This window comes from Patulibacter sp. SYSU D01012 (genome assembly GCF_017916475.1).
In the GTDB taxonomy this organism is placed as follows: domain Bacteria; phylum Actinomycetota; class Thermoleophilia; order Solirubrobacterales; family Solirubrobacteraceae; genus Patulibacter.
Window position 1 is genome coordinate 510,045 of the sequence record NZ_JAFMTB010000002.1, and the last position, 20,984, is coordinate 531,028.

Annotated in this window: 18 protein-coding genes; 15 read left to right on the forward strand and 3 right to left on the reverse strand. The window is 74.6% G+C overall.

All coding sequences use genetic code 11. From position 1 onward, the window contains the following. The first annotated feature begins 38 nt into the window (after positions 1-38). From J3P29_RS11815 to J3P29_RS11845, 7 genes are all read left to right on the forward strand, one after another. On the forward strand, positions 39-1,124 hold the full coding sequence (locus tag J3P29_RS11815; RefSeq protein ID WP_210493604.1) for an SDR family oxidoreductase: 1,086 nt from the start codon (positions 39-41) through the stop codon (positions 1,122-1,124). Positions 1,125-1,172: 48 nt separating this feature from the next. Continuing rightward, a complete protein-coding gene (locus J3P29_RS11820) occupies positions 1,173-2,252 on the forward strand; it encodes a hypothetical protein (RefSeq protein WP_210493605.1) in 1,080 nt (359 codons plus the stop codon). Positions 2,253-2,550: 298 nt separating this feature from the next. Beyond that, the gene (locus J3P29_RS11825; RefSeq protein WP_210493606.1) at positions 2,551-3,333 is read left to right on the forward strand and encodes a GntR family transcriptional regulator; all 783 of its coding nucleotides are present in this window, start codon (positions 2,551-2,553) and stop codon (positions 3,331-3,333) included. Next, positions 3,330-4,886 carry an APC family permease gene (locus J3P29_RS11830; protein ID WP_210493607.1) on the forward strand — a complete coding sequence of 519 codons (1,557 nt, stop codon included), beginning with the start codon at positions 3,330-3,332 and terminating at the stop codon, positions 4,884-4,886. The genes J3P29_RS11825 and J3P29_RS11830 overlap by 4 nt, the downstream gene beginning before the upstream one ends. Further along, positions 4,883-6,334 carry an FGGY family carbohydrate kinase gene (locus J3P29_RS11835; protein ID WP_210493608.1) on the forward strand — a complete coding sequence of 484 codons (1,452 nt, stop codon included), beginning with the start codon at positions 4,883-4,885 and terminating at the stop codon, positions 6,332-6,334. The genes J3P29_RS11830 and J3P29_RS11835 overlap by 4 nt, the downstream gene beginning before the upstream one ends. After that, the gene (locus tag J3P29_RS11840) at positions 6,331-7,782 is read left to right on the forward strand and encodes an NAD(P)/FAD-dependent oxidoreductase (protein WP_210493609.1); all 1,452 of its coding nucleotides are present in this window, start codon (positions 6,331-6,333) and stop codon (positions 7,780-7,782) included. The genes J3P29_RS11835 and J3P29_RS11840 overlap by 4 nt, the downstream gene beginning before the upstream one ends. Next, the gene (locus J3P29_RS11845) at positions 7,782-9,053 is read left to right on the forward strand and encodes an FAD-dependent oxidoreductase (protein ID WP_210493610.1); all 1,272 of its coding nucleotides are present in this window, start codon (positions 7,782-7,784) and stop codon (positions 9,051-9,053) included. Before J3P29_RS11840 ends, J3P29_RS11845 begins: the two co-directional genes overlap by 1 nt. Positions 9,054-9,107: 54 nt before the next feature. Here the strand turns inward: J3P29_RS11845 and J3P29_RS11850 are convergent, their stop codons facing one another. Further along, complete coding sequence (locus J3P29_RS11850; RefSeq protein WP_210493611.1) at positions 9,108-10,118, reverse strand: hypothetical protein; 1,011 nt, start codon at positions 10,116-10,118, stop codon at positions 9,108-9,110. A gap of 121 nt (positions 10,119-10,239) precedes the next feature. Here J3P29_RS11850 and J3P29_RS11855 point away from each other — a divergent pair, with 121 nt between their 5' ends. From J3P29_RS11855 to J3P29_RS11885, 7 genes are all read left to right on the forward strand, one after another. Further along, entirely contained in the window at positions 10,240-10,800 is a 561-nt protein-coding gene (locus J3P29_RS11855) for a cob(I)yrinic acid a,c-diamide adenosyltransferase (protein WP_210493613.1), read from the forward strand. A 294-nt stretch (positions 10,801-11,094) separates the two neighbouring features. Continuing rightward, positions 11,095-12,453, forward strand: a complete 1,359-nt coding sequence (locus J3P29_RS11860; protein ID WP_210493614.1) for a hypothetical protein — start codon at positions 11,095-11,097, stop codon at positions 12,451-12,453. After that, positions 12,447-13,844 carry a hypothetical protein gene (locus tag J3P29_RS11865; RefSeq protein WP_210493615.1) on the forward strand — a complete coding sequence of 466 codons (1,398 nt, stop codon included), beginning with the start codon at positions 12,447-12,449 and terminating at the stop codon, positions 13,842-13,844. Before J3P29_RS11860 ends, J3P29_RS11865 begins: the two co-directional genes overlap by 7 nt. A 77-nt stretch (positions 13,845-13,921) precedes the next feature. Continuing rightward, positions 13,922-15,265, forward strand: a complete 1,344-nt coding sequence (locus tag J3P29_RS11870) for a hypothetical protein (RefSeq protein ID WP_210493616.1) — start codon at positions 13,922-13,924, stop codon at positions 15,263-15,265. Positions 15,266-15,269: 4 nt separating this feature from the next. After that, positions 15,270-15,755, forward strand: coding sequence for a glycosyltransferase (locus J3P29_RS11875; RefSeq protein ID WP_210493617.1), 486 nt, complete (start codon positions 15,270-15,272; stop codon positions 15,753-15,755). 160 nt (positions 15,756-15,915) lie between these two features. Continuing rightward, on the forward strand, positions 15,916-16,440 hold the full coding sequence (locus J3P29_RS11880; RefSeq protein ID WP_210493618.1) for a hypothetical protein: 525 nt from the start codon (positions 15,916-15,918) through the stop codon (positions 16,438-16,440). 160 nt (positions 16,441-16,600) lie between these two features. Beyond that, positions 16,601-17,074, forward strand: a complete 474-nt coding sequence (locus J3P29_RS11885) for a hypothetical protein (protein ID WP_210493619.1) — start codon at positions 16,601-16,603, stop codon at positions 17,072-17,074. A gap of 131 nt (positions 17,075-17,205) precedes the next feature. On the opposite strand, the gene J3P29_RS11890 is transcribed toward J3P29_RS11885, so the two are convergent. Together J3P29_RS11890 and J3P29_RS11895 are read right to left on the reverse strand one after the other, a co-directional pair. Beyond that, on the reverse strand, positions 17,206-19,413 hold the full coding sequence (locus J3P29_RS11890) for a P-loop NTPase fold protein (RefSeq protein ID WP_210493620.1): 2,208 nt from the start codon (positions 19,411-19,413) through the stop codon (positions 17,206-17,208). A 319-nt stretch (positions 19,414-19,732) separates the two neighbouring features. Then, complete coding sequence (locus J3P29_RS11895) at positions 19,733-19,882, reverse strand: hypothetical protein (RefSeq protein WP_210493621.1); 150 nt, start codon at positions 19,880-19,882, stop codon at positions 19,733-19,735. A gap of 196 nt (positions 19,883-20,078) precedes the next feature. Between J3P29_RS11895 and J3P29_RS11900 the strand changes: the two genes are divergently transcribed. Beyond that, positions 20,079-20,750: a hypothetical protein gene (locus J3P29_RS11900; RefSeq protein ID WP_210493622.1), complete on the forward strand. Its 672-nt coding sequence runs from the start codon at positions 20,079-20,081 to the stop codon at positions 20,748-20,750. Positions 20,751-20,984: the final 234 nt, after the last annotated feature.

The window sequence follows — 20,984 nt, forward strand, 5'->3', positions numbered from 1 at the left end:
CGAGGCCGACGACCCTACGGAGCAGTAGGGTGGCGCCCATGGCGACGCGGACGATCCTGCTCACCGGGTTCCCGGGGTTCATCGGGGCCCGGCTCATCCCCCGGCTCCTCGACGCCGACCCGCAGGCGGAGATCGTGGCCCTCGTCGAGCCGCGGATGGTCGCGCGCGCCGAGGCGATGGCCGCCGACATCGGCCGCGGCGCCCGGCTGCGGATCGTTCCCGGCGACATCACCCGCCCGCGCCTGGGCCTGGACGAGGCGACGTACCGCGCTCTCGCGGCCGACACGGTCGCGGTGCACCACCTGGCCGCCGTCTACGACCTGGCCGTCCCGCTCCCGATCGCCGAGTCGGTCAACGTCGAGGGCACGCAGAACGTCGTCGACTTCTGCCGCGACTGCGCGCGCCTGGAGCGCCACAACTACGTGTCGACGGCCTACGTCGCCGGCCTGCGGCGCGGCCGCGTGGCGGAGAGCGACCTGGCCGCCGGCCAGGCGTTCAAGAACCACTACGAGTCGACGAAGTTCGCCGCCGAGGTGCTCGTGCGGGCGTCCATGGACGACGTGCCGACGACGATCTACCGGCCCGCGATCGTCGTCGGCGACTCGCGCACGGGCGAGACGCAGAAGTTCGACGGGCCGTACTTCCTGCTGCGGACGATCGCCGCGGCCGTCCGCCGCGGCCTGCCGCCCGCGCAGCCCGGACACATGCGCGCGCCGTTCAACGTCGTGCCCGTCGACTTCGTCATCGACGCGATCGTCACGGGAGCGGGCGACGCGGCGTTCGCCGGCGAGACGCTGCACCTGGTCGACCCCGAGCCGATCTCGGCCGCGGACCTGTACGGCCTGCTCTGCCGCGAGTACGCCGGCGTGTCGCCGCGGCTGCGCCTGCCGTGGTCGCTCGTCGACGCGTCGCTGCGGGTGGCGTGGATGCGCCGCCTGCTCGGCGGCACGCCGCGCGAGTCGCTCGAGTACCTGCACCACGAGGTGCGCTACGACGCCTCGCGCGCCACCGCCCTGCTGGGCCGGCACGGCGTGCGGTGCCCGCCGACGGCCGCGTACGTCGGCCCGATGGTGCGGTTCTTCCGCGAGCACGAGGACGACCCGGCGTACGCGCCGGCGCGCTGAGCGGGGCGGCACCGGAACTCCGGGCGCGTGGCAGGGTTCCTACCCATCGTGACGCCCCGCCGCCTCCGCCCCGCCGTCGTCCTGACGGCCGCCGCCCTGCTGGCCCTGCCGGCCGTCGCCTCCGCCGGCGGACCGGTCGCGCCCACGGTGCTCTCCGTCGAGGCGAACGACACGCCGGTGGACGCGTGGGCCGGCTGGATCGTGTGGAGCCGCCGCGGCGCCGACGGGGCGTTCTCGATGGTCGTCCGCGACCCGGCGGGGCACGGCACGCTCATGCCCGTGCCGACGCAGATGGCGCCCTTCGACGCCAGCATCGGCCCGAACGCCGCCGGCGACGGGCCGCTCATCGCCTACAGCCGCTGCACGAAGCCGACGGGCGCGTTCCCCACGGGCTGCGACGTCCACACGGTCGATCCGCGGACGGGTGCCGGAGGCACGCTGCCCGCGGCGTCGGACCCGAGGCTCGACGAGCGGCTGCCCGCCGTCCACGGCGGCCGGATCGCCTTCTCGCGCACGCTGCGCCCCGGCGACGCCCGCCGGGCCGAGGTCGTCGTGGCCGACACCACCGCGGCCCGCGCGCCCGCCCGCGGGCTGCGGGGCCCCACGACCGAGCGGCGCGCCGGCCGGACCGTGCGCCTGCGGGTGGCGCTTCCGCAGGGCCTGGACTTCGACGGCCGCACCGTCGCGGTGACGTGGCGGACCGTCGGGGCCAGGGACCGCTCCCGCCTGCTCGTCGCGCCGGCCGGCGGCCGGACCACGCGCGAGGTCGCGGCCGTGGCGAGCGCCCGCGGGACCCTCGCGCAGCTCGGCCGGCCGGCCCTGCGACGGTCCGACGTCGTCGTCCCGCGGACGAGGACGGGCGCGCGCAGCCGCTCCGACCTGCTGCGGACCACGCTCAGCGGCCGGCGCACCTGGGTGCTGGACAGCGGCTTCACCCCCGCGCAGACCGAGCGCCTGGGCTCCGCGTTCACCGCCGCCGCGTGGTCGGGCGCCGACGACCTCGTCGTCCTGCGCCGCCTGGCCAACGACGGCCGCTGGAGCTGCAAGCACCCCGCCGTCCAGACCGGCGGCTGCGAGCTGCTGGCGCTGCGCAGCGACCGGCAGCCCTGGCGCCGCGTCCGCCGCTAGCCGCTCCCTCGCTCCCGGGATCGCCCCCGCGCCGGACCGCCGGCGCGGCCGCTCCGCCCGCTCGTCGGCCCCGCCGGCGCGTCCGCGCGTGGGCGGCGGCCGCCCACCCGCGCGCCGACGGGGTCGCGCGCCCGGTCGGCGACGCGGCGCCGTCGCCCGTCCCGGCGCGCGCCGGGGCCCGCCGAACGGCCAGAGTGGTACGGACCACTTTGCGAAAATTGTCGCAATTTGCGGGAAAGTGGTTTGCATCGTGTGACGAACCTCCCTAGGTTGCCCGCATCCCGACCGGGACCACTGCATGGCGGCACAACGATTCGAATCCGTCCGCGACGAGCTCGAGGAGCGCATGCGCTCCGGCGCGATCAAGCCGGGCGCCCGCTTCCCCGCCGAGCGCCGGCTCTGCGAGGAGCTCGGCGTGTCGCGCGCCACGCTCCGCGCCGCGCTCGACCTGCTCGAGGCCGACGGCCTCGTCGACCGGCGCCACGGCTCGGGCACCTACGCGTGCGAGCCGCGGATCACGATCGACGTCTCCGTCCTGATCTCGTTCACCGAGGGCGTCCTGGGCAAGGGCCGCCGGCCCGCCGCGCAGCTCATCGACTGCGACCGCGTGCCGGCGCGGCTGGCGCGCTTCGGCGCCGTCGTGGCGACCGCGCTGGGCGTCGAGCCCGACGCACCCGTCTGGCAGATCGTGCGCCTGCGCACCGCCAACGGCGTGCCGATCGCCCTCGAGCGCTCCTGGTTCGCCGTGGAGCGCACGCCGGACCTGCAGGCGCACGACCTGGAGGGCCGGTCGATCTACGCCCTGCTCGCCGAGGAGTACGGCCTGCGCCCCGACCACGCGTCGCAGCAGCTCGACGCCGTGCCCGCCGAGCCCGAGGACGCCGACGACCTGGGCTGCGACGTCGGCGCCCCGCTCATGCGCGTCACCCGCACCGCGCGGACGCTCGCCGGCGAGCCCGTCGAGTACGCCCGCGACCTCTACCTGCCGCACCGATCGACGTTCGTCGCCCACGCCCGCATCCCGGAGCGGGCCGCGACGAGCCCGGCGCCCCAGAACCCCACCGAGGAGGAGACCTCATGAGCACCGCCCCCGCCCGCGCCGAGACCGACGAGGACGTCGGCCGCTTCGGCTACGAACAAGAGGTCGAGCGCACGATCAGCCCCTTCGGCTCGTTCGCGATGGCCTTCTCGTTCGTCTCGATCGCCACCGGCATCTTCACCGGCTACGGCCTGCTGCTCGCCAACTCCGGGCCGGTCGGCATCTGGATGTGGCTGCTGGCCGGCGCCGGCCAGACGCTCGTGGCGCTCGTCTTCATCCAGCTCGCGCTGCGGATGCCGATCGCCGGCTACTCGTACCAGTGGGCCTCGCGCCTGGTGGGACCGAAGGTCGGCTGGGCGTTCGGCTGGGTCTCCTACGCGTTCCTGGCCATCGTCATCGTCGCCGTCACGTACGGCATGGCCGACCAGTCGCTCATCCCGCTGACGGGCCTGGACCACACCGTCGAGAACGTCCGCATCCTGACCGTGATCGCGCTCGCCCTGCAGGCGTTCCTGATCATCTTCAGCCAGCGCATCGTCGCCGTGGTCAACAACATCGGCGTCGGCATCGAGATCGTCGGCATCTTCGTCCTGTCGATCCTGCTCGTCGCGGCGGTCCTCTTCGGCAACGACGGCGGGTCGGTCGACAACCTCTTCTCGAAGGGCACCCACGCCGGCGAGTCGGGGTACTGGGGCTTCAACGGCCCGTTCATGATCGCCCTGCTGCTCGGCGCCTACACCATCGTCGGCTTCGAGTCCGCGGCCAACCTGGCCGAGGAGACGAAGAACCCGGCGCGCGTCGTGCCCCGCGCGATGCTGCAGGGCGTGCTCGTCTCGACGGGCGCCGGCTTCCTGTTCCTCGTCGCGCTGACGCTCGCGATCCCGAACGTCGCGCAGATCACCGCGTCGGACACCCCGGGCGCCGCGATCATGACCGCCCACTTCGGCGAGGTCTTCACCCGCATCACCTACGCGTTCATCTCGCTCGCGCAGTTCGTCTGCGGCCTGACGATCATGACCTCGGGCTCGCGCCTGGTCTACGCGATGTCGCGCGACCGCCGCTTCCCCGGCCACCAGGTGCTCGGCCGCGTCTCGCCGAAGACCGGCACCCCGATCGCCGCCACGATCCTGATCCTCGCCGGCGGCATCGTGCTGACGCTGATCTTCGGCGAGGACGCCCTCGCCAACCTGTTCTCGGCCGCGACGATCCTGCCGACGACGATCTACCTGATCACCGTCCTGCTCTACGCGTTCACGAAGCACCGCCTGCCGGAGGTGCATTCGAAGTGGGACCTGGGTCGCTGGACCTGGCCCGTGATCGTCGGCGCGGTCGCGTGGTGCCTGTTCGCCCTCTCGGCGCTGACGCTGCCCGAGCAGTTCCGCGACCCGGTGAAGCTCGTCGGCGTCGTGCTCGGCCTGGGCGTCGTCGTCTTCCTGGGCATGCTCGTCTTCTCGCCCGGCGCCCTGCGTCGCACGGTCGGCGAGCGCGACCCGATCCACGGCGGCCTGGCCGCCGACGAGGCCGGGGATCCGGACGCGCCGGTCGGGCACGTGCCCGTCGGCACCGTCGAGCCGTACCCCACGCGGAACGGATGACCGTCCTCGCGATCGACCAGGGCACGTCCGGGACGAAGGCGCTCGTCGTCGCCCCGGACGGCTCCGTGCTGGGCGAGGGGCGCGCCGCGGTGCGCCCCCGCACGGTGGGGCCCGGGCTCGTCGAGCAGGACCCGCAGGAGCTCCTGGACTCCATCGTCGCCGCCGGCCGCGAGGCGCTCGCGGCCGCCGGCGTGCCGGTGGTCGCCGTCGGCCTGGGCAACCAGGGCGAGACGGTCGTCGCCCTCGACCCGCGCACCCGCGCGCCGCTCGGCCCCGCGCTGAGCTGGCAGGACCGGCGCGCGGGCGTCGTCACGGCCGAGCTGGCGGACCGCGCCGCGCGGCTGACGGCGATCTCCGGTCTGCCGCTCGACCCGTACTTCGCGGCGCCGAAGATGACGTGGCTGGCGCGCCGGCACCCCGGCGCGCTCGTCACGACCGTCGACGCGTGGCTCGTCCACGCGCTGACCGGCGCCTACGTGACGGACGCCGCCACCGCGTCGCGCACGATGCTGCTCGACCTGGACGCCGCCGCGTGGTCGAGCGAGGCGTGCGAGACCTTCGGGCTGGATCCCGCCGCGCTGCCCGAGGTCGTCGACCAGGCCGGGCACTTCGGCACCACCGACGTCTTCGGCCCCGAGCTGCCGCTGACGGGCCTGTGCGTCGACCAGCAGGCCGCGCTCTTCGGCGAGCGCTGCCTGGAGGCCGGCGAGGCGAAGTGCACGTACGGCACGGGTGCGTTCGTCCTGGCGAACGCCGGCACCCGCCCCGTGCGCTCGAGCGCCGACCTGGCGGCCTGCCTGGCGTGGCGGATCGACGGCGCTCCGACGTACTGCTTCGACGGCCAGGTCTACACCGCCGCCGCGGCCGTCGACTGGCTGCAGGAGCTCGGCCTGACCGGCTCCGCCGCCGAGGTCGACGGCCTGTGCGCCGACGCGAACCCGGGCGCCGAGGCGGTCTTCGTCCCCGCCCTGGCCGGCCTGGGCGCCCCGTTCTGGCGCCCCGACGCGCGCGGCGGCTGGGTGGGACTGTCCCTGTCCACCACCCGCTGCGACCTCGTCCGCGCGGTCGTCGACGGCATCGCGGCGCAGGTCGCGTGCCTGACGCAGGCGGTCGCCGACGACCTGGGCACCCCGCTGCGTGCGCTGCGCGTCGACGGCGGGCTGACCCGGTCGTCGACGCTCCTGCAGGCCCAGGCCGACCTGCTGCAGACGCCCGTCGAGGTGTACCCGCTGCCCGACGCCACCGCGCTCGGCATCGCGGCGTTCGCCCGCCTGGGGGCCGGCCTGGCCGCCGGCCCGCACGAGGCCGTGCCGCCGTGGACGCCCGCCGCGGCCCACGAGCCGCGCATGGCGGCGTCCGACGCCGCCGCCCGCCTGGACCGCTGGCGCGCCGCGGCCCTCGCCCTCGCGGCGCTTCCCCCGCTCCCGCACTCCCCCGAGGCCACATGACCACCATCCCGCACCGCGACGTCGTCATCGTCGGCGGCGGCGTCGTCGGGCTCGCGATCGCGCAGCAGCTGACCCGCCACCGCGGCGTCGGCGTGACCCTGCTCGAGGCGCGCGCCGACGTCGGCGCCGGCACGAGCAAGGCGAACACCGCGATCCTGCACACCGGCTTCGACGCGACCCCCGGCACGATCGAGTCGCGCCTGGTCGCCCGCGGCCACGAGCTGCTGCACGCGTACGGCGCGCGGGTGGGCATCCCGATCGAGCCGCTCGGGGCGCTGCTCGTGGCGTGGGACGAGGAGCAGCACGCCCGCTTCCCCGACATCGTCGCCCAGGCCCGCGCGAACGGCTACGACCGCGTGCGCGAGATCCCCCTCGAGGAGCTGCGCCGGCGGGAGCCGCACCTGGGCCCCGGCGCCATCGCCGCGCTCGAGGTGCCGGACGAGCACATCGTCTGCCCGTTCACCACGCCGCTGGCGTACGCCTACGACGCCGTGCAGGCCGGCCTGGAGCTGCGCCGCTCCACCCGGGTCACCGCCGTCGACCGCCTCGGCGCCGACGACGGCCACCCGGGCGGCGGCTTCCGCGTGCACACCACGGCCGGCGTCCTGACCTGCCGCTTCCTCGTCAACGCCGCCGGCCTGGGGTCGGACGTCCTGCACCGCCTGGCCGGGCACGAGGGCTACACCGTGACGCCGCGTCGCGGCGAGCTGCTCGTCTTCGACAAGCTCTCGCGGCCCCTCGTCAACCACGTGCTGCTGCCGGTGCCGACCGCCACGACGAAGGGCGTGCTCGTCTCGCCGACCGTCTTCGGCAACCTGCTGCTCGGCCCGACCGCCGACGACGTCCCCGACAAGGAGGACCGCGGGTCCACGCCGGACGGCATCGCGCGCCTGCTCGACGCGGGGGCGCGGATCGTGCCGGCGCTGCTCGAGCAGGAGATCACCGCGACGTACGTCGGGCTGCGCGCGGCGACGGAGCACAAGGACTACCAGCTCGAGCTCTTCGCGCCCGAGGGCTACGTCTCCGTCGGCGGCATCCGCTCGACCGGGCTGACGGCGTCGCTGGCGATCGGCGAGGAGGTGTGCCGGATGCTCGGCGACGAGGGCCTGCAGCTCGACCCGCGCGACGACCTGCCGGAGGTGCATATGCCGAACGTCGGCCAGGCGTTCCCGCGCCCGTTCGAGCAGGAGGAGCGCATCGCCGCCGACCCGGCGTACGGCGAGATCGTCTGCTTCTGCGAGCGCACGACCCGCGGCGAGATCCGCGACGCGCTGTGCGCCCCCGTGCCGGCGGTCGACCAGGACGGCGTCCGCCGCCGCACCCGCGCGACGATGGGCCGCTGCCAGACGTTCTACTGCGGCGCCCGCGTGCAGGCGATGCTGGACGAGGCGAACGGCGGCCCCGCCGCGCCCGCCACGCCCACGGCGCCCCGGAAGGCGGTGGCGTGATGCGGGAGCGTCGCCCCGACGTGCTGATCGTCGGCGGCGGGCCGGCCGGCCTGACCGCCGCGGCCGACCTGCGCGCCGCCGGCGTGCGGGACGTGCTGCTGGTCGAGCGCGAGACCGAGCTGGGCGGCGTCCCCCGCCACTGCCACCACCAGGGCTTCGGCCTGCGCGACCTGCACCGCCCGCTGTCCGGCCCGGCCTACGCCGCCCGGGTGCGCGAGCGCGCGGTCGCGTCGGGCGCCGAGCTGCGCACGGGCGCGATGGTCACCGGCTGGGACCCCGACGCGACAGGTCCCGTGCCCGCCGCGCTGCTCACCAGCCCGGCAGGCCGCGAGCGCGTGCAGCCGCGCGCCATCGTCCTGGCCACCGGGGTGCGCGAGCGCCCCCGCTCCGCGCGCCGCCTGGCCGGCGTGCGCGCGCCGGGAGGCGTGCTGACCACGGGCACGCTGCAGCAGCAGGTGTACCTGGAGGGCATGCGCCTGCCGGGCCGCACCGTCGTCGTCGGCGCCGAGCACGTCTCGTACAGCGCGCTCTCGACCCTGCGCCACGCCGGGTCCCGCCCCGTGGCGATGGTCACCGAGCTGCCCGGCCACGAGACGTGGGGCCCGATCGCCTTCGGCGGGCGCGCGGTGTTCGGCGTGCCGCTGCGCACCGGCGTGCGCGTCCGGCGGATCCTGGGCGTCGACCGGGTCGTCGGCGTCGAGCTGGAGCACGTCGCCGACGGGCGGACCGAGACGATCGCGTGCGAGCGCGTGCTGCTCACCGGCGACTGGATCCCCGACCACGAGCTGGCCGTCAGCGGCGGCATCGTCCTGGACCGCGCCACGCGCGGGCCTCGCGTGGACCAGGCGCTGCGCACCGCGCGGCCCGGCGTCTTCGCCGCCGGCAACGCGCTGCACCCGGCCGAGACGGCGGACGTCGCCGCGCTCGACGGCCGTCACGTCGCCGGGCCGGTGAGCGCCTGGCTGTCCGCGGGCGCGTCGTCGACGGACTGGCCCGTCGCCCCGGTGGCCATCCAGCTCGACTCGCCGCTGCGCTGGATCGCCCCGAACGTGCTCGTGCCCGGCGCCGGCCTGCCGCCGCGCGAGCGCTTCGCGCTGCGGGCCGACGCGCAGGCGCGGCGCGTCCGCGTGACCGTCACGCAGGACGACCGCACCCTGTGGACCGGCCGGCTGGCGCACCTGGGTCCGGCGCGCTGCTCGACCCTGCCCGCGGACTGGGTGCCCCGGGTGCGCCCGGACGGCGGCCCGGTGCGGGTGCGCGTCGACCGGTAGCACCATGGCCGCCGGGTCCGGACCGTCCGGCGGTCCGGACCCGGCGCCGCGGCCCTAGCGGGCGGCGGCGCCGCGGACGGGCAGCGGCACCACGTCGCCGCCCGCCACCGCGACCGCGAGCTTGCCCTTCAGCGTCGCCGCGTCGAGCGCGCCGGCGGCCCGCAGCACGCCGGCGGCGTCGGTCCCGGTGACGGCCCAGCTCGGCGGCTCGTTGCGGTAGCGCGACCCGAAGATCAGGCCCGCGCCGGCGCCGAGCGTGCGGACGGGCTCGCCGGCCCGGTCCAGCAGCGCGATCCGCCGGCCGTCCGCCGTCGGGCGGGCGTAGACGCCGGAGTCCTTCGGCCCGCGCTCCGCCAGGCCGGCCGCCGGGTCCTCGCGCAGCTGCGCCCAGGTGCCGACGGCGATGCGCGCCGACTCGGGGTTGTAGGACGTGCGCAGCAGGTTGGAGACCGCAGGGATGTCGAAGCGGACGAGCGCGTCGCGGACCATCCGGCACGCCTGACCGCGCGGATCCGCGCACTCGACGCGGACGGGCCAGCGCTTGCCCTCGGCGCCGTGCTCGAACGGCTCGGGGAACGTGCCGACGACGCCGCGCGGCTCGCTGGCCGTCTCGGCGCCCGACCGCAGGTCGAACCACAGCGTGTCGCCGTTGTGGACCTTCGTCGCCCGCGGCGTCACGCGGACGGGCGGCAGCTGCAGGTTGACGTCCGGCGTCTGCGCGGCCATCTCACCCGTGCGCAGCGCCGTGCCGTTGAGCCACAGCCGCCAGGCGCCCGCGCCGCGCGCGGCGACGCCGTCGATGCTCGCCGGCGCCTGCCCGCCGGGCGCGAGCTCCACGCGCGCGACGCGCCGCAGGACGGCCAGCGCCGACTCCTCGTCGGTCGCCTGCACCCCGGCGCGGTCCAGGACCGTGCGGGCGCCGTCGTCGGTGGTGACGAGCACCCGGACGCCGGTCCCGCTCTCGTCGACCTGGCCGCAGCCGGCGGCGCCGACGACGGACGCCGCGGCCGCGAGCACCACGGCCAGGCGCCGGACGCGGGTGGAGCGGAGCGGCGACCGGGGCACGCCTGCCGATTCTACGGGCGGTCCGCGGCCCGCGGCGCGCCCCCGGGGCGCCCGACCCTAGCCCCCGTGCTGCCCCGGCCGCCCCCGGCGGCCGGGGCAGCACGGGCGCTAGGGTCGGGCCATGACGGTCAACCTCACCCGCATCTACACCCGCACCGGCGATGCGGGCGAGACGCACCTGGGCGACATGAGCCGCGTGCCGAAGACGCACCCGCGGATCGAGGCCTACGGCGACATCGACGAGCTCAACAGCCACCTCGGCGTCGTGCTCGCGATGCCCGACGTGCCCGAGCGCTTCCGCCCGTGGCTCGTGCGCATCCAGAACGACCTGTTCGACCTGGGCGCCGACCTCTCCGTCCCCCACGACACCGACCACAAGCGCAAGGACCGCCTGCGCGTGGCGGCCGAGCAGGTGACGTGGCTGGAGGAGCGCTGCGACGAGGTCAACGCCGAACTGCAGCCGCTGCGCTCGTTCCTCCTGCCCGGCGGCTCCCCCGCCACCGCGCAGCTGCACGTCGCCCGGACGATCGCGCGGCGGTCCGAGCGACGCGCGCTCGAGGTCGAGGGGGCGAACCCCGAGGTCGTCAAGTACCTCAACCGCCTCTCCGACCTGCTCTTCATCCTGGCCCGCGCGGCCAACACGGCCGAGGAGCCGCTCTGGCAGCCCGGCGCCTCCCGCTGAGCGCCGCGCGGCGGCGGTCCCGGCGGAGCCGCGCCGGGACCGCCGCCGGGGGTGAACAGCGTGTGCCACGGCGCAGGCGGAACAGGTCGTGTCAAGGCGTAGCGCGGCCGAGGCTTCGCCCGCGGAGCTTCGCGTTTGTCCCGCAAATCGTTTGCTTCCGCGCCACCACTGGCGATGCGCGCGAGGCGCGGAAAACTCCGTGATGCGACGCACACATCGTGTGCTTGAGCGCGCACCGGGGCGGGGGTACGGTCGGCGGCGTCCCCCACTCCCTCCGCCGAAAGGTCCCCCCGGATGGAAGTCCCGCTCGTGGAGCACGGCTCGCTCATGCTCCGCGCCGCCCAACGCTCCGCGGTCCTGCCGAACATGGCCCTCGTCACGCGCTTCGACGACCCGCCGAGCGCCGACGAGCTCCGCGGCGAGGCGGCTCGTCTGGCGGCGAGCCCGTTCGGGCTGGGGCGCCGGCTGCGGGCGCCCCGCGTCCCCGGCGCGCGGCCGCGCTGGCAGCTGGCGACGGAGGCGCCGCCCGTCGCCCTGGCGCCCCCGGCGGACGCCGCGGACGAGGTGCGCCGCTGGCTCGACGACGAGCTGAGCGTCGCCCACGATCCGCAGCACGGCGCCGGGTGGCGGCTGGCGGCCGTGCCGGGCGCCGATGGCCGCACGACCGTCGCCCTGGGGATGTCGCACCTGTACGGGACCGGTCGCGACGTGGCGACGACCCTGTACGGCGGGCTGGACCCCGTCGACCCCGCCACCCTGCCGGCCGGCCCGCCGCCGCTGGTGGCCGAGGCCCTCGACGCAGCCGGACGCGTGGCGCGCGGCGCCCGCGGGACGGCCGCCCTGGCCGGCGAGGCGGCGCTGCTGCCCTGGCGCCGCCGCCGCGACGGCGCGCTCTCCACGCTGGGCCGGGCGCTCGGGGCGATGCGCGACCGCGACCCCAGCCGCGGCCGCGGGTCCCGCCGCCGCGTCGGGGCGATCGCGACCGTCGACGCCGACGCCTGGGACGCCCGGGCGCGCGCCCTCGGCGGCACGCCCACCAGCCTGCAGGTCGCCGCCGTCGCCAACCTGGTCCGCGAGGCGCGGGCCGCCCGCGGCGGCGCGGTCGCACGCACCGTGCGGCTGATCGTGCCCGTCGACCTGGCCGACCGGGACGAGGTGCCGGACGTGACCGCGTCCGTCGGCCCGATCCGCCTGACGAGCGCCACGGTGCTGCTGCCGGGCGGCCGGGCGCAGCACGGCGCGCTCGACGACGTCCGCGCCGAGACGCGCCGGGCGTTCGCCGCCGCGGCCGACGAGGTGCGGCGCACCGGCCGGGTGCCCGTGGCGCCGGGCGCGATCGACGCGATGAAGCTGCTGCCGGACGACGTGACGCGCCGCGTCGTCTTCGGGGTGCACGGCCACTACGACGGTGCCGCGTCGAACGTGGGCGTGCTGCCGCCCGGCATCCGCCGTCTCGGCAGCCGCGTCGCGACGGACGCCGTCCTCATGGCGTTCCCGCTGGGCAGCGACCTGTCCGTCGCGCTGGCCCGGCACGACGACCGCATCCAGCTCGGCGTCGTCGCCGACCCCAGCCGGCTCGGCGCCGGCCCGCCGCTGCGCGAGCGGCTCGTCGCCGAGCTGACGGCGTGGGACGTCCCCTTCGAGGCGTGGTGACCGTGCCCGCCGCCCCGCACGCCGCGGTTCCGGCCGGCACCGAGGCGCCGCTCGTCGACCACGCCAGCCTGGTGCTGCGCGCGGGGCGGCTGGGGCCGGTCCTGCCGCACATGGGCTGGATCCTGCGGGTGTCCGGCCACGTGCCGCGCGACCTGCTCGCGGCGGAGGCCGTCCGCCTGGCGCGCCGCCCGTACGGCCTGGGCCGCCGGGTGCGCCCCCGGCGGATCCCGGGCGCCCGCCGGCACTGGCGGGTGGACCCCACACCGCCGCCGGTCGCCCTGCGCGAGGGGCCGCTGACGCCCGCGGCGGTGCGGCGGTGGCTCGACGAGGAGCTCGCGCGGCCGCTGGACCCCGAGCGCGGGGACGGCTGGCGCCTGTCCGCGGCGCACGCCGACGACGGCGACTCCGTCGTGCTGCTCGTCGTCCACCACCTGTACGGCACCGTCGCCGGCGCCCTGCGCGCCAGCGCGCCGCACGACGACCCCGCCCCCTGGCACGGCACGACCGAGGCCCGGTTCGTCCCCGGCGCCCGCTTCGGGCTCCGGCACGAGCTCGACGCGCTCGGCGAGCGCCTGCAGCTGGGGCTCGGCGGCGCCGCGCGGGCCGCCCGCGACGCGCTCCGGCGACCCCCGGCGCCGACGCCCGCGCCGGGCCCGGGGCCCGCGCCGCTGCGCCCCGCCGCGGGCCGCGACCGCACCCGCCGCCGGCCGGCCCCCGGCCGTAGCGCCGCGATCCTCACGTGCCCCGCCGACGAGTGGGACGCCGCGGCCGCCGCGCGCGGCGGCACGGGCAACACGCTGCTGGCGGCGCTGACCGCCAACCTCGTGCGCCGCGGCCGGGTCGCCCGCGGCGGCGACGTCGGGCGGCCCGTGCGCCTCGTGCTGCCGATCGACCTGGGCGACGACGCGGTCGGTGCGCGGCGCGAGGGCGCGTCCGGCCCGCGCGCCACGATGGTGACGGCGTCCGTCGTGCTGCCCGGCGGCGCGCCGCACCACGGCGACCTCGCCCCCGCTCGGCGCTGGATGAAGGCCGCGTTCGCGGCCGAGGCGGCGACGGCCCCGCCGGTGCGCGGCGTGGGCGACCTGACCCGCCTGCTGCCCGAGGCGCTGACGGTCCGCGTGGCCGAGCGGGCGGCGCTCGCCTTCGACGCGTGCGCGACCAACCCCGGCGCCCTGCCGGCCTCCGTCGCGTGCCTCGGCGACCACCGGCCCCGGGCGGTCGCGGCGCTGGGCTTCCCCATCGGCCTGGACCTGATCGCCGCGCTCAGCCGCACCCCCGAGCAGGTCAGCGTCGCCGTCGTCGCCGACGCCGGCCGCATCGGCGGCGCCGACGTCCACGCCTGGCTCGGCGACGAGCTCGCCGCGTGGGGCCTGCCCGACCGCCGCTGGTGAGCCCCGCCCGTCCCCCTCCGTCCCTCCTCCCCTCCACCCCCGACGTCCCGTCCCCTCCGCGACCCCGCCCCTCCCCCATGAAGATCCCCCTCGACGACCACGCGGCGATGTACGTCACCGCCACCCGCACCCGACGCCACCGGCCGTGCATCGGCCTGGTGCGCCACTTCGACGAGCCCGTCGGCGCCGAGGCGCTCCTGCGCTGGGCGACCGACCTGGCCCGCAACCCGCACGGCTTCGGCCGCCGCGTCGTGCGGCCACGCGTGCCCGGCGCGCGGCTGCGCTGGCAGCCGGCCCCCGACCTGCCGCCGATGCGCTACGAGCCCGAGCCGCTCGGCGCCGGACAGCTCGCCGCGCTGCTCGAGGACGAGGTCAGCTCGCAGCCCGACCCCGCCGCCACGGCCGGCTGGCGGGTCGCCGCGGCCCGCACCGAGGGCGGCGGCAGCATCGTCAGCCTGTGGGTCAACCACGCGTACGGCGACGCGCGGGCGATCCTGTCCACCGCCTTCGACGCGCCGCGCGCCGCCCCGCCGTCCGCCCCGGCGCCGCGCTGGCGCACCGGCACGGTCGACGAGCTCGCCGACGTGGCGGTGCGGGTGCGCAGCGGCGTCGGGGGCAGCGTGCGGCTGGGTCGCGAGGCCGCGGTGGCCTGGCGCCGCCGCGACGCGGCCGGCGAGCTGCGGCGGCTCGGCCCGACGCTGTCGGCGCTGCGCACGCGCGACCACGGCGTCGGCTGGCGCTCCCCGCGCCGCACGCTCGCCCTGGCCCGGATCCCCGTCGCCACGTGGGAGGAGGCCGCCCGCGACCACGGCGGGAGCGCCAACGCGCTGCTGCTCGCGGTCGTCGCGAACCTGCTCCGCGACGCCCGACGGGCCCGCGGCGAGGAGCTGGACCGCCCGCTGCGCCTGCTCATGCCGGTCGACCTGCGGGGCGCGGGCGGCGGCGACGTCACCGCGAACGCGGTCGCCGGGGCGCTCGTCGAGCTGCCGGGCGGACCGCCGGCCCACGGCCGGCTCGACGACGTGCGTGCGGCGTCGAAGGCGGCGATCCGGGCCGCGACGGCCGGCGCCCGCGACCGTCCGGCCGCCGCGGGCCCCGCGGGCCTGGTCGACGCGATGCGGCTGCTGCCGGACGCGCTGACGCACCGCATGGCCGTCCTCGCCCAGGCCGCCGACGGCGTCGCCTCCAACGTCGGACCGATCCCCGGCGCGGTCGGTCGGCTCGGCCCGCACCGGGCCCGCTCGTCCTTCCTGCTCGGCGGGCCGATGATGACCGACCTGACGGTCTGCCTGGGGCGCGAGGGCGACGACGTCACCCTGGGCGTCGTCGCCGACGCCGGCCGGCTGGGGCCGGGCGGGACGCTGCCCGCGCGCGTCCGCGGCGAGCTCGCCGGCTGGGGCCTGTCCCCGGTGGTCTGGTGACGCCGTGCGCGCCACGTTGGTGACGTTCGGCTCGCGCGGCGACGCGGAGCCGTTCCGGGCGCTCGCCGCGCGGATGGCGGCGGACGGGCACGCGGTGCGGCTGGTCTCGCACGCGCCGTTCGTCGCCGATCCGCCGCCGGGGGTCGAGCCTCGCCCGGTCCGGGGGCGCAGCGTGCGCGAGCTGATGGACGCGCCCGAGGGGCGGGCGCTGGTCGCCGGGGTCCGCAACCCGCTGCGGGCGGTCCGCCGGCTGGCGACGTTCCTGGAGCCCGAGCTGCGGCTGCTGTACGCGGACACCGCGGCCGGGGTGGCGGGCGCGGACGTCGTGGTCTGCTCGCCGGCGACGTTCCCCGCCCTCCACGCCGCCGAGGCCGCCGGCGTGCCGGTGGTCCAGGCCCAGCTGCAGCCGCTGGTCCCCACCGGCGCGTTCCCCGCGCCCGTCGCGTGGGCACGCTGGTTCCTTTCGTGGGCGCAGAATTCGGCGCTATGACTGGCGCCCGGTCACCGGTTCGTTGGCTGGCGAAGGCTCAGCGTCAGTTTTCCGCGGTTTTCGGCGGGCCGAGGCCGCTTAGCGTTACGTGTATGGCTTGTTGGGCCGGCGGCTAGGCTGCAGCGATGCCGAGATAAGTGCGAAGCCGGCGTTGTCTCGCATGACCGCCTGGCATTCAGCTCTTCTGGAGCAGCTCGCGGCCGGGGGTGCTGGCGCGTCTCTTTTCACGATGGGGCCGGGAACGGTCCTCGAAGAGGTGGGGAACACGTGCGAGGCAACTCTGGCCGGGCACGGTGCAACGAACAGGGATGACCGCGTCTCGCTTTCCGAGGACGCGTATGACATGTGCCGGGGGCTTGGGCCCGCGACCGTGGCGGCGATTGGACCCGCGTTGAGGAACTTTCGGAGCGCTCTCGGGGCGAAGGAGCTAGAGACGGGGCCTGGTGCGAGGTCCGCGAGCCTCGCGGCGCAGGTGCTCAGTGAACGGCTTCGGCTGCCTGACGTTGCGGCGGCTGCGTGGGACGACGTAGTTGAGGCGTTCGAGAATGCCGACGTTGATGCGGGGGTCGGCGAGGACCGCATCCTAGTGTTGTCGAGGATGCCCGGTGGGTCATCGCTGTTTCGCGTATCCCTCGTGCAGAGCAGCGAGTCGCGTTGGGCCCTAGGGCTCTGGAGCGCACCTTGAGTGTCGTACAGGTCAAGGGCAAGGGTTGGCCGGAGGTGACGGAGCGGTACCTCCTTGCTCCCTGGTTGCGCTTGCAGCGGCTCCGGTGGGCCCACGCAATGTGCATCCACGCCCGGATAGGGCACGAAAGGCTCACGGCCGTTGGCATCCGTTCGCCGACATGGTCGAGGACCTCGTATGGCCGCGCGATGACGACGACTCCTCGACGAGCTACTGGTCGGCCACTGGCCTAACGCAGTTGGAGGCGTACTTCGGTCCGCTGGCCACGACCATCGCAGAACATCGTCCGGAACACCGTCTGGTGCGGGACGCCGTCGAGGTTCTCCGCGAGCCGAAGGCCGCCGTCGCGTGGTTGGACGGGCAGGAACAGCTCTTCGGGCGGCTCTTGGAACGCACGGAACGGTGTCGCAACGCGGTCATCCACGGTCAGCGGCCGAGTCTTGGGGCGCTTAAGACGGTCGATGGGTTCATTCGTGACCTTGGGCGCCTCGTGGCGCAGGAGAGCATGCGCAGCGCTCAGACGGAGCAGGTGCCGCTTGTCGAGTTGGAGCGTTGGCGCAACGAACTGGCAGACCAACGGCTGCGCTTCGAGGCGGGCCACCGCCCCCTCGATGTCTGGTTCGCCGACGAGTAGCTCGTTCGGGGGCGCAACCGGCCCAAGGTCGCCCGCCCCGAAACGAAGCGGGCTGTGTTGACCGCCCAGCGCCGGACCTTCACACAGGCCAGGCGCTTCGCTGCACTGCTGGGTGTCGTCGTGTCGTCGTCTTATTCGTCCTCGTCATCGGGTTGGGACGGTGGCGTCGACGTTTCCGGTCCCGTGTTCGGGTCGGTGGCCCCGTTGGCGGCGAGCGCCAGCGCTCGTTGGAGTCGTTCGGTGTCGAGGGGCCCCCAGTCGCGGTGTTCGTGTCGCGTGTGTGCTCCTCGCACGACTCGTTCGAAGGCGTCTTTGCCGACGATGTCGGCCAGCGTTTCGAGGTTGTCGTCCCCTAGCCGTTTGTGCCACCCGAGGTCGTCTTTCCACCGCTCGGTGCCGACGTAGCCCTTAAGAATGCGGCGCAGGAAGTCGCCGCTCTCCATCAGGACGGCCAGCCGGGGTCGTCCGGCGTCGTGGTCGAGAACGAGCAGTTCGACCAGCTCGTAGAACGCCTGCTCCTGGGCGAGCGTTGTCGCCGAGGCTGCGAGCAACTCCTGCTGGTGCTGAGCCCTGATGGCAGCGACTGCGCGTTCCGACAGGAGCGGCCTATCGCCGAGGTCCGCGCTTCGAGCGGTGCACAGCTGAATGAAGCGGTACTTCGCGCTGAGGCTCGTTGCGGCGGCGTAGGCCATCGAGGCCTGCTCATCGTCGTAGATGTCCGTAGCCCGCGCGAGGAGGTCGTGCACGATTGGGAGCACAAGTCCTCCGAGGAACGGGTCCGTAGAGCCGCGACCGTCATACGGCACGCGAAGCTGGACGTTGCTCAGGGCCGCCAGTACGAACGGCATGCGCTTGCTGTCCAGTTCGTCACGCTTGAAACGAATCCGTCGCATGAGTTCCCATAGCTGCGATTCGGACAGCCGGGCCGTCAAGGCGTCAAACTCGTCCGGCCTGCTGAGGAGCTGCGTCGCTTCGTCGGTCAAGGCTGCGCCTACCGAATCCTGACCGACGGCCTTACTCAGGTATGTCAGGAGGGCCGACAGAGACGCGACACGGCGCTCGGCAAGCCACTCATCGGGGGCGAGGGTTACGACAGGCTCGCCTTCAAGGTAGGACGCTGCCCCCGGGAACAGGTGCAGCACGACGCGTCGTGCGACCTTGCGGTTCGGCGCCGATGCCCCGAGGACGAAGCGGCCCACGACGTCGCGGTCATGGTCCTGAGAGGCCTGACTCGCCAAGGACTTGTAGGTCTCGGTGGTTGCTCTTGTGAGGGTCGGTGCGGCCTCGACGAGCAGCTTGTGGAGGTTGGGCTCGGCGAGCCGGACGGCTTCGAGCGCGGTGACGTCGACGGCGTCGACGTCAGCCCCAGTGAGCGCGAGAGAAACGGGGAGCACGTTGGACAGTCGGCGGACGTCGCGAACGGTAGTCAAGAGGGGCGCGATGATGTTCGCCTCGACGAGCGGCCATCGCGGTGACGTCAAAGGGGACGCGTGTTCCGCGCCTCCAAGGGCTGCTGCCAGGTCCTCGCGAAGGAGCGCTGCGAGCCGGTCGGACGGTAGGTACGGGACTTCGTGGGTCGCCTGTATGACCTTTTCGAGGAACGCGCTTCCGGAACCGCCATGGACCTCGGTCAGAGCACGCTCGACATGTCCGCGGTCGAACGCCACCACGTAGCTGACGTTGGGGAAGTCGCCGACAAGTTTGATGACTCGCATCATCTCGGCCACCTCCTGGGCGGCCAGCCGGTCAACGTCGTCGATGAAGACGACGAGCCGCCCTGGCAACCCCAAAAGCGCCTCTTTGACGGCATCCCGGGCTTCTTCAGCAGACAGGTCGGGCGTAGCTGGGACCACCCCTTCCTTTCCGGTCTGGGCGCCCGCCTTAGCCTTGTCGGCGATGGCAGCGGCTACACCGGCGACGAGGAAGGCCGGGTGTAGCGCGGCTAGACCGGTCAGGGGCGCCATCGCTCCCTGGAAGCGGCCGAGGGCCTTCTTGGCCGCTCTGTACCGACCGCCTTCGTCGTCCTTCCCATCGTCCGGAAGTTGTGCGCGAACCTGAGCGAGGAACCGCATCACGAGTTCGTCCTTATCCGCATATAGCCACGGGTTGAAGTCGATGGCCAGGTCGTCCGCTCCCAAGTGCTCTTTGAGCAGCGCCAGCAGGGATGTCTTGCCGCTGCCCCACGCGCCATCGATGCCCAGCACGAACCCATCTTCACGACGCGCGCTGAGGACCTGACGCGCCAAGGCCTCCGCGAGTCGGTCGCGGTCAAGACGGTCGTCCTCCACGGCGCCAATCGGCGCGTCTCCGATGGTGTACGTCTCGTCTCGGGCGCTCATCTGCCCATCAGGCTTACGTCGCAGACCAGGCGTGTCAACGGTCGCGGTGATATCACCTTCGGGCCCGCCGACGACCGGCGCGCGGGCGAGGATGGCGGCAGGGCCTTGAGCCGCACCGCGGGCCCGGTGTTCCAGGGCATTCTCGCCTCAGATTCGGCGCAGCGGCGCAAGCCTCCAGGTACTACGAGCCGCCGGGTTTCGCGTCTGGAAGAAGCGCCACCGGCGGCCGCGGGCCGTCTTGCGGTCTCACCGCCGGATTCTGCAATCACGTCTATCGTCGCCTGTGCTCGCGAGCTGCGGCTTCAACAGACGCGGTTACCTACTTGCGCTTCTTCGTCTTCTTCGACTTGCGCTTGCGGGGCGCCTGGCGGAGCACGCTGGCAGCGAGACGTCGGGACGCCTTCGAGCTCTTCTTGCTGCGCAGCACCTTGCTGGCGAGCTTCGTGACCTTCTTCGAGGACTGAGCCATTTTCCATACCTCCTTTCGCGTTGAGTCCATAGTCCACGCTATCGCGCCCTGTGCCACATCAAGCTGGGCGACGGCCGACTCGTTCGCCGCGCGTCCAGCGATACGGTTTCCCCGGCGTCCGGTCCGACAGGGCCGCTTTACTGGTGCTCGTGGTGCTCCCGCTGACACGACCAGGGCAATTCGAACCTCGGGGGAGTTGCGCGCGCTCGTGGAGTGCATCCGCGATGCGCCGGCCAGCGAGCAAGAGACCGTGTGGCTCGAATGGAGGCGCCACCTCGACCTCACGGACCTTAGTGCACGGGCCGTTCTTCGAACGACTCTTTCGAAGGGCATCCTGGGGTTCGCGAACCGTGAACCTGCGGAAGCGCGCCGGTTCATGGAGGGCGTCGCGTACTTCGTGGTCGGGGTCGAACCGCAGAACCTCGTTGGCGTAACGCCGCTCGACAGCGCCAAGCTCGAAGACCAGCTCGCTCGGTACGTCGGGGCCGGACCACGATGGACACCAACCTACGTAGAACTCGGCGGCGTCGAGGTTCTTGTCATCACCGATGAGGCGCCTGAGCCGGGAGACCCTCTTCATCCGGCACGCAAGACGTTCCAGCCCGCGGGCGGAGGTTCGGCCTTCGACGCGGGGACCTTGTTCGTTCGTCGCGGCGCGAAGACGGTGCGGGCATCAGCCGACGATGTCCACATGCTTGTTCGTCGGGCTCAGGCATTTGAGCAGGGGCGCGCGCTAGACGTCGCGGTCCTGCTCGACGACTCGGCCGACGGGCTGGAGCGGTTCGCGAACGGCGAGAGACTGATAGCGGAGTTCGTTGAACGTCGCCGACAGGGCTGCTCAACCAAGTTCCTGTTGGGTTGGGGCTGAACGCGTGGGGCCCGACGCTTCGGTACATCGCGACCGGGGTCGTCGGGGAGGACCCGCGCTCGTCCGAAGACTCTCGCGCGGAAGTCGCGGACTACGTCGACAAGCTGGCGGCCCACGTGGCGGCGACGCTCCCGGCTCGGGCACTCAACCACGGGATTGGCGAGTACTCGTTCGCCGTCAGGACTCCCACCGTGAACGCCTCACCGGCGGCAAGGTCTCCGTGGAGTTCGCGAC

Bases quoted from the DNA above. Each gene is read 5' to 3' on its own strand.
- J3P29_RS11815 (WP_210493604.1), top strand. From the start codon at position 39: ATGGCGACGCGGACGATCCTGCTCACCGGGTTCCCGGGGTTCATCGGG.
- J3P29_RS11825 (WP_210493606.1), top strand. From the start codon at position 2,551: ATGGCGGCACAACGATTCGAATCCGTCCGCGACGAGCTCGAGGAGCGC.
- J3P29_RS11830 (WP_210493607.1), top strand. From the start codon at position 3,330: ATGAGCACCGCCCCCGCCCGCGCCGAGACCGACGAGGACGTCGGCCGC.
- J3P29_RS11835 (WP_210493608.1), top strand. From the start codon at position 4,883: ATGACCGTCCTCGCGATCGACCAGGGCACGTCCGGGACGAAGGCGCTC.
- J3P29_RS11840 (WP_210493609.1), top strand. From the start codon at position 6,331: ATGACCACCATCCCGCACCGCGACGTCGTCATCGTCGGCGGCGGCGTC.
- J3P29_RS11845 (WP_210493610.1), top strand. From the start codon at position 7,782: ATGCGGGAGCGTCGCCCCGACGTGCTGATCGTCGGCGGCGGGCCGGCC.
- J3P29_RS11855 (WP_210493613.1), top strand. From the start codon at position 10,240: ATGACGGTCAACCTCACCCGCATCTACACCCGCACCGGCGATGCGGGC.
- J3P29_RS11860 (WP_210493614.1), top strand. From the start codon at position 11,095: ATGGAAGTCCCGCTCGTGGAGCACGGCTCGCTCATGCTCCGCGCCGCC.
- J3P29_RS11870 (WP_210493616.1), top strand. From the start codon at position 13,922: ATGAAGATCCCCCTCGACGACCACGCGGCGATGTACGTCACCGCCACC.
- J3P29_RS11880 (WP_210493618.1), top strand. From the start codon at position 15,916: ATGACCGCCTGGCATTCAGCTCTTCTGGAGCAGCTCGCGGCCGGGGGT.
- J3P29_RS11885 (WP_210493619.1), top strand. From the start codon at position 16,601: ATGGTCGAGGACCTCGTATGGCCGCGCGATGACGACGACTCCTCGACG.
- J3P29_RS11890 (WP_210493620.1), bottom strand. From the start codon at position 19,413: ATGAGCGCCCGAGACGAGACGTACACCATCGGAGACGCGCCGATTGGC.
- J3P29_RS11895 (WP_210493621.1), bottom strand. From the start codon at position 19,882: ATGGCTCAGTCCTCGAAGAAGGTCACGAAGCTCGCCAGCAAGGTGCTG.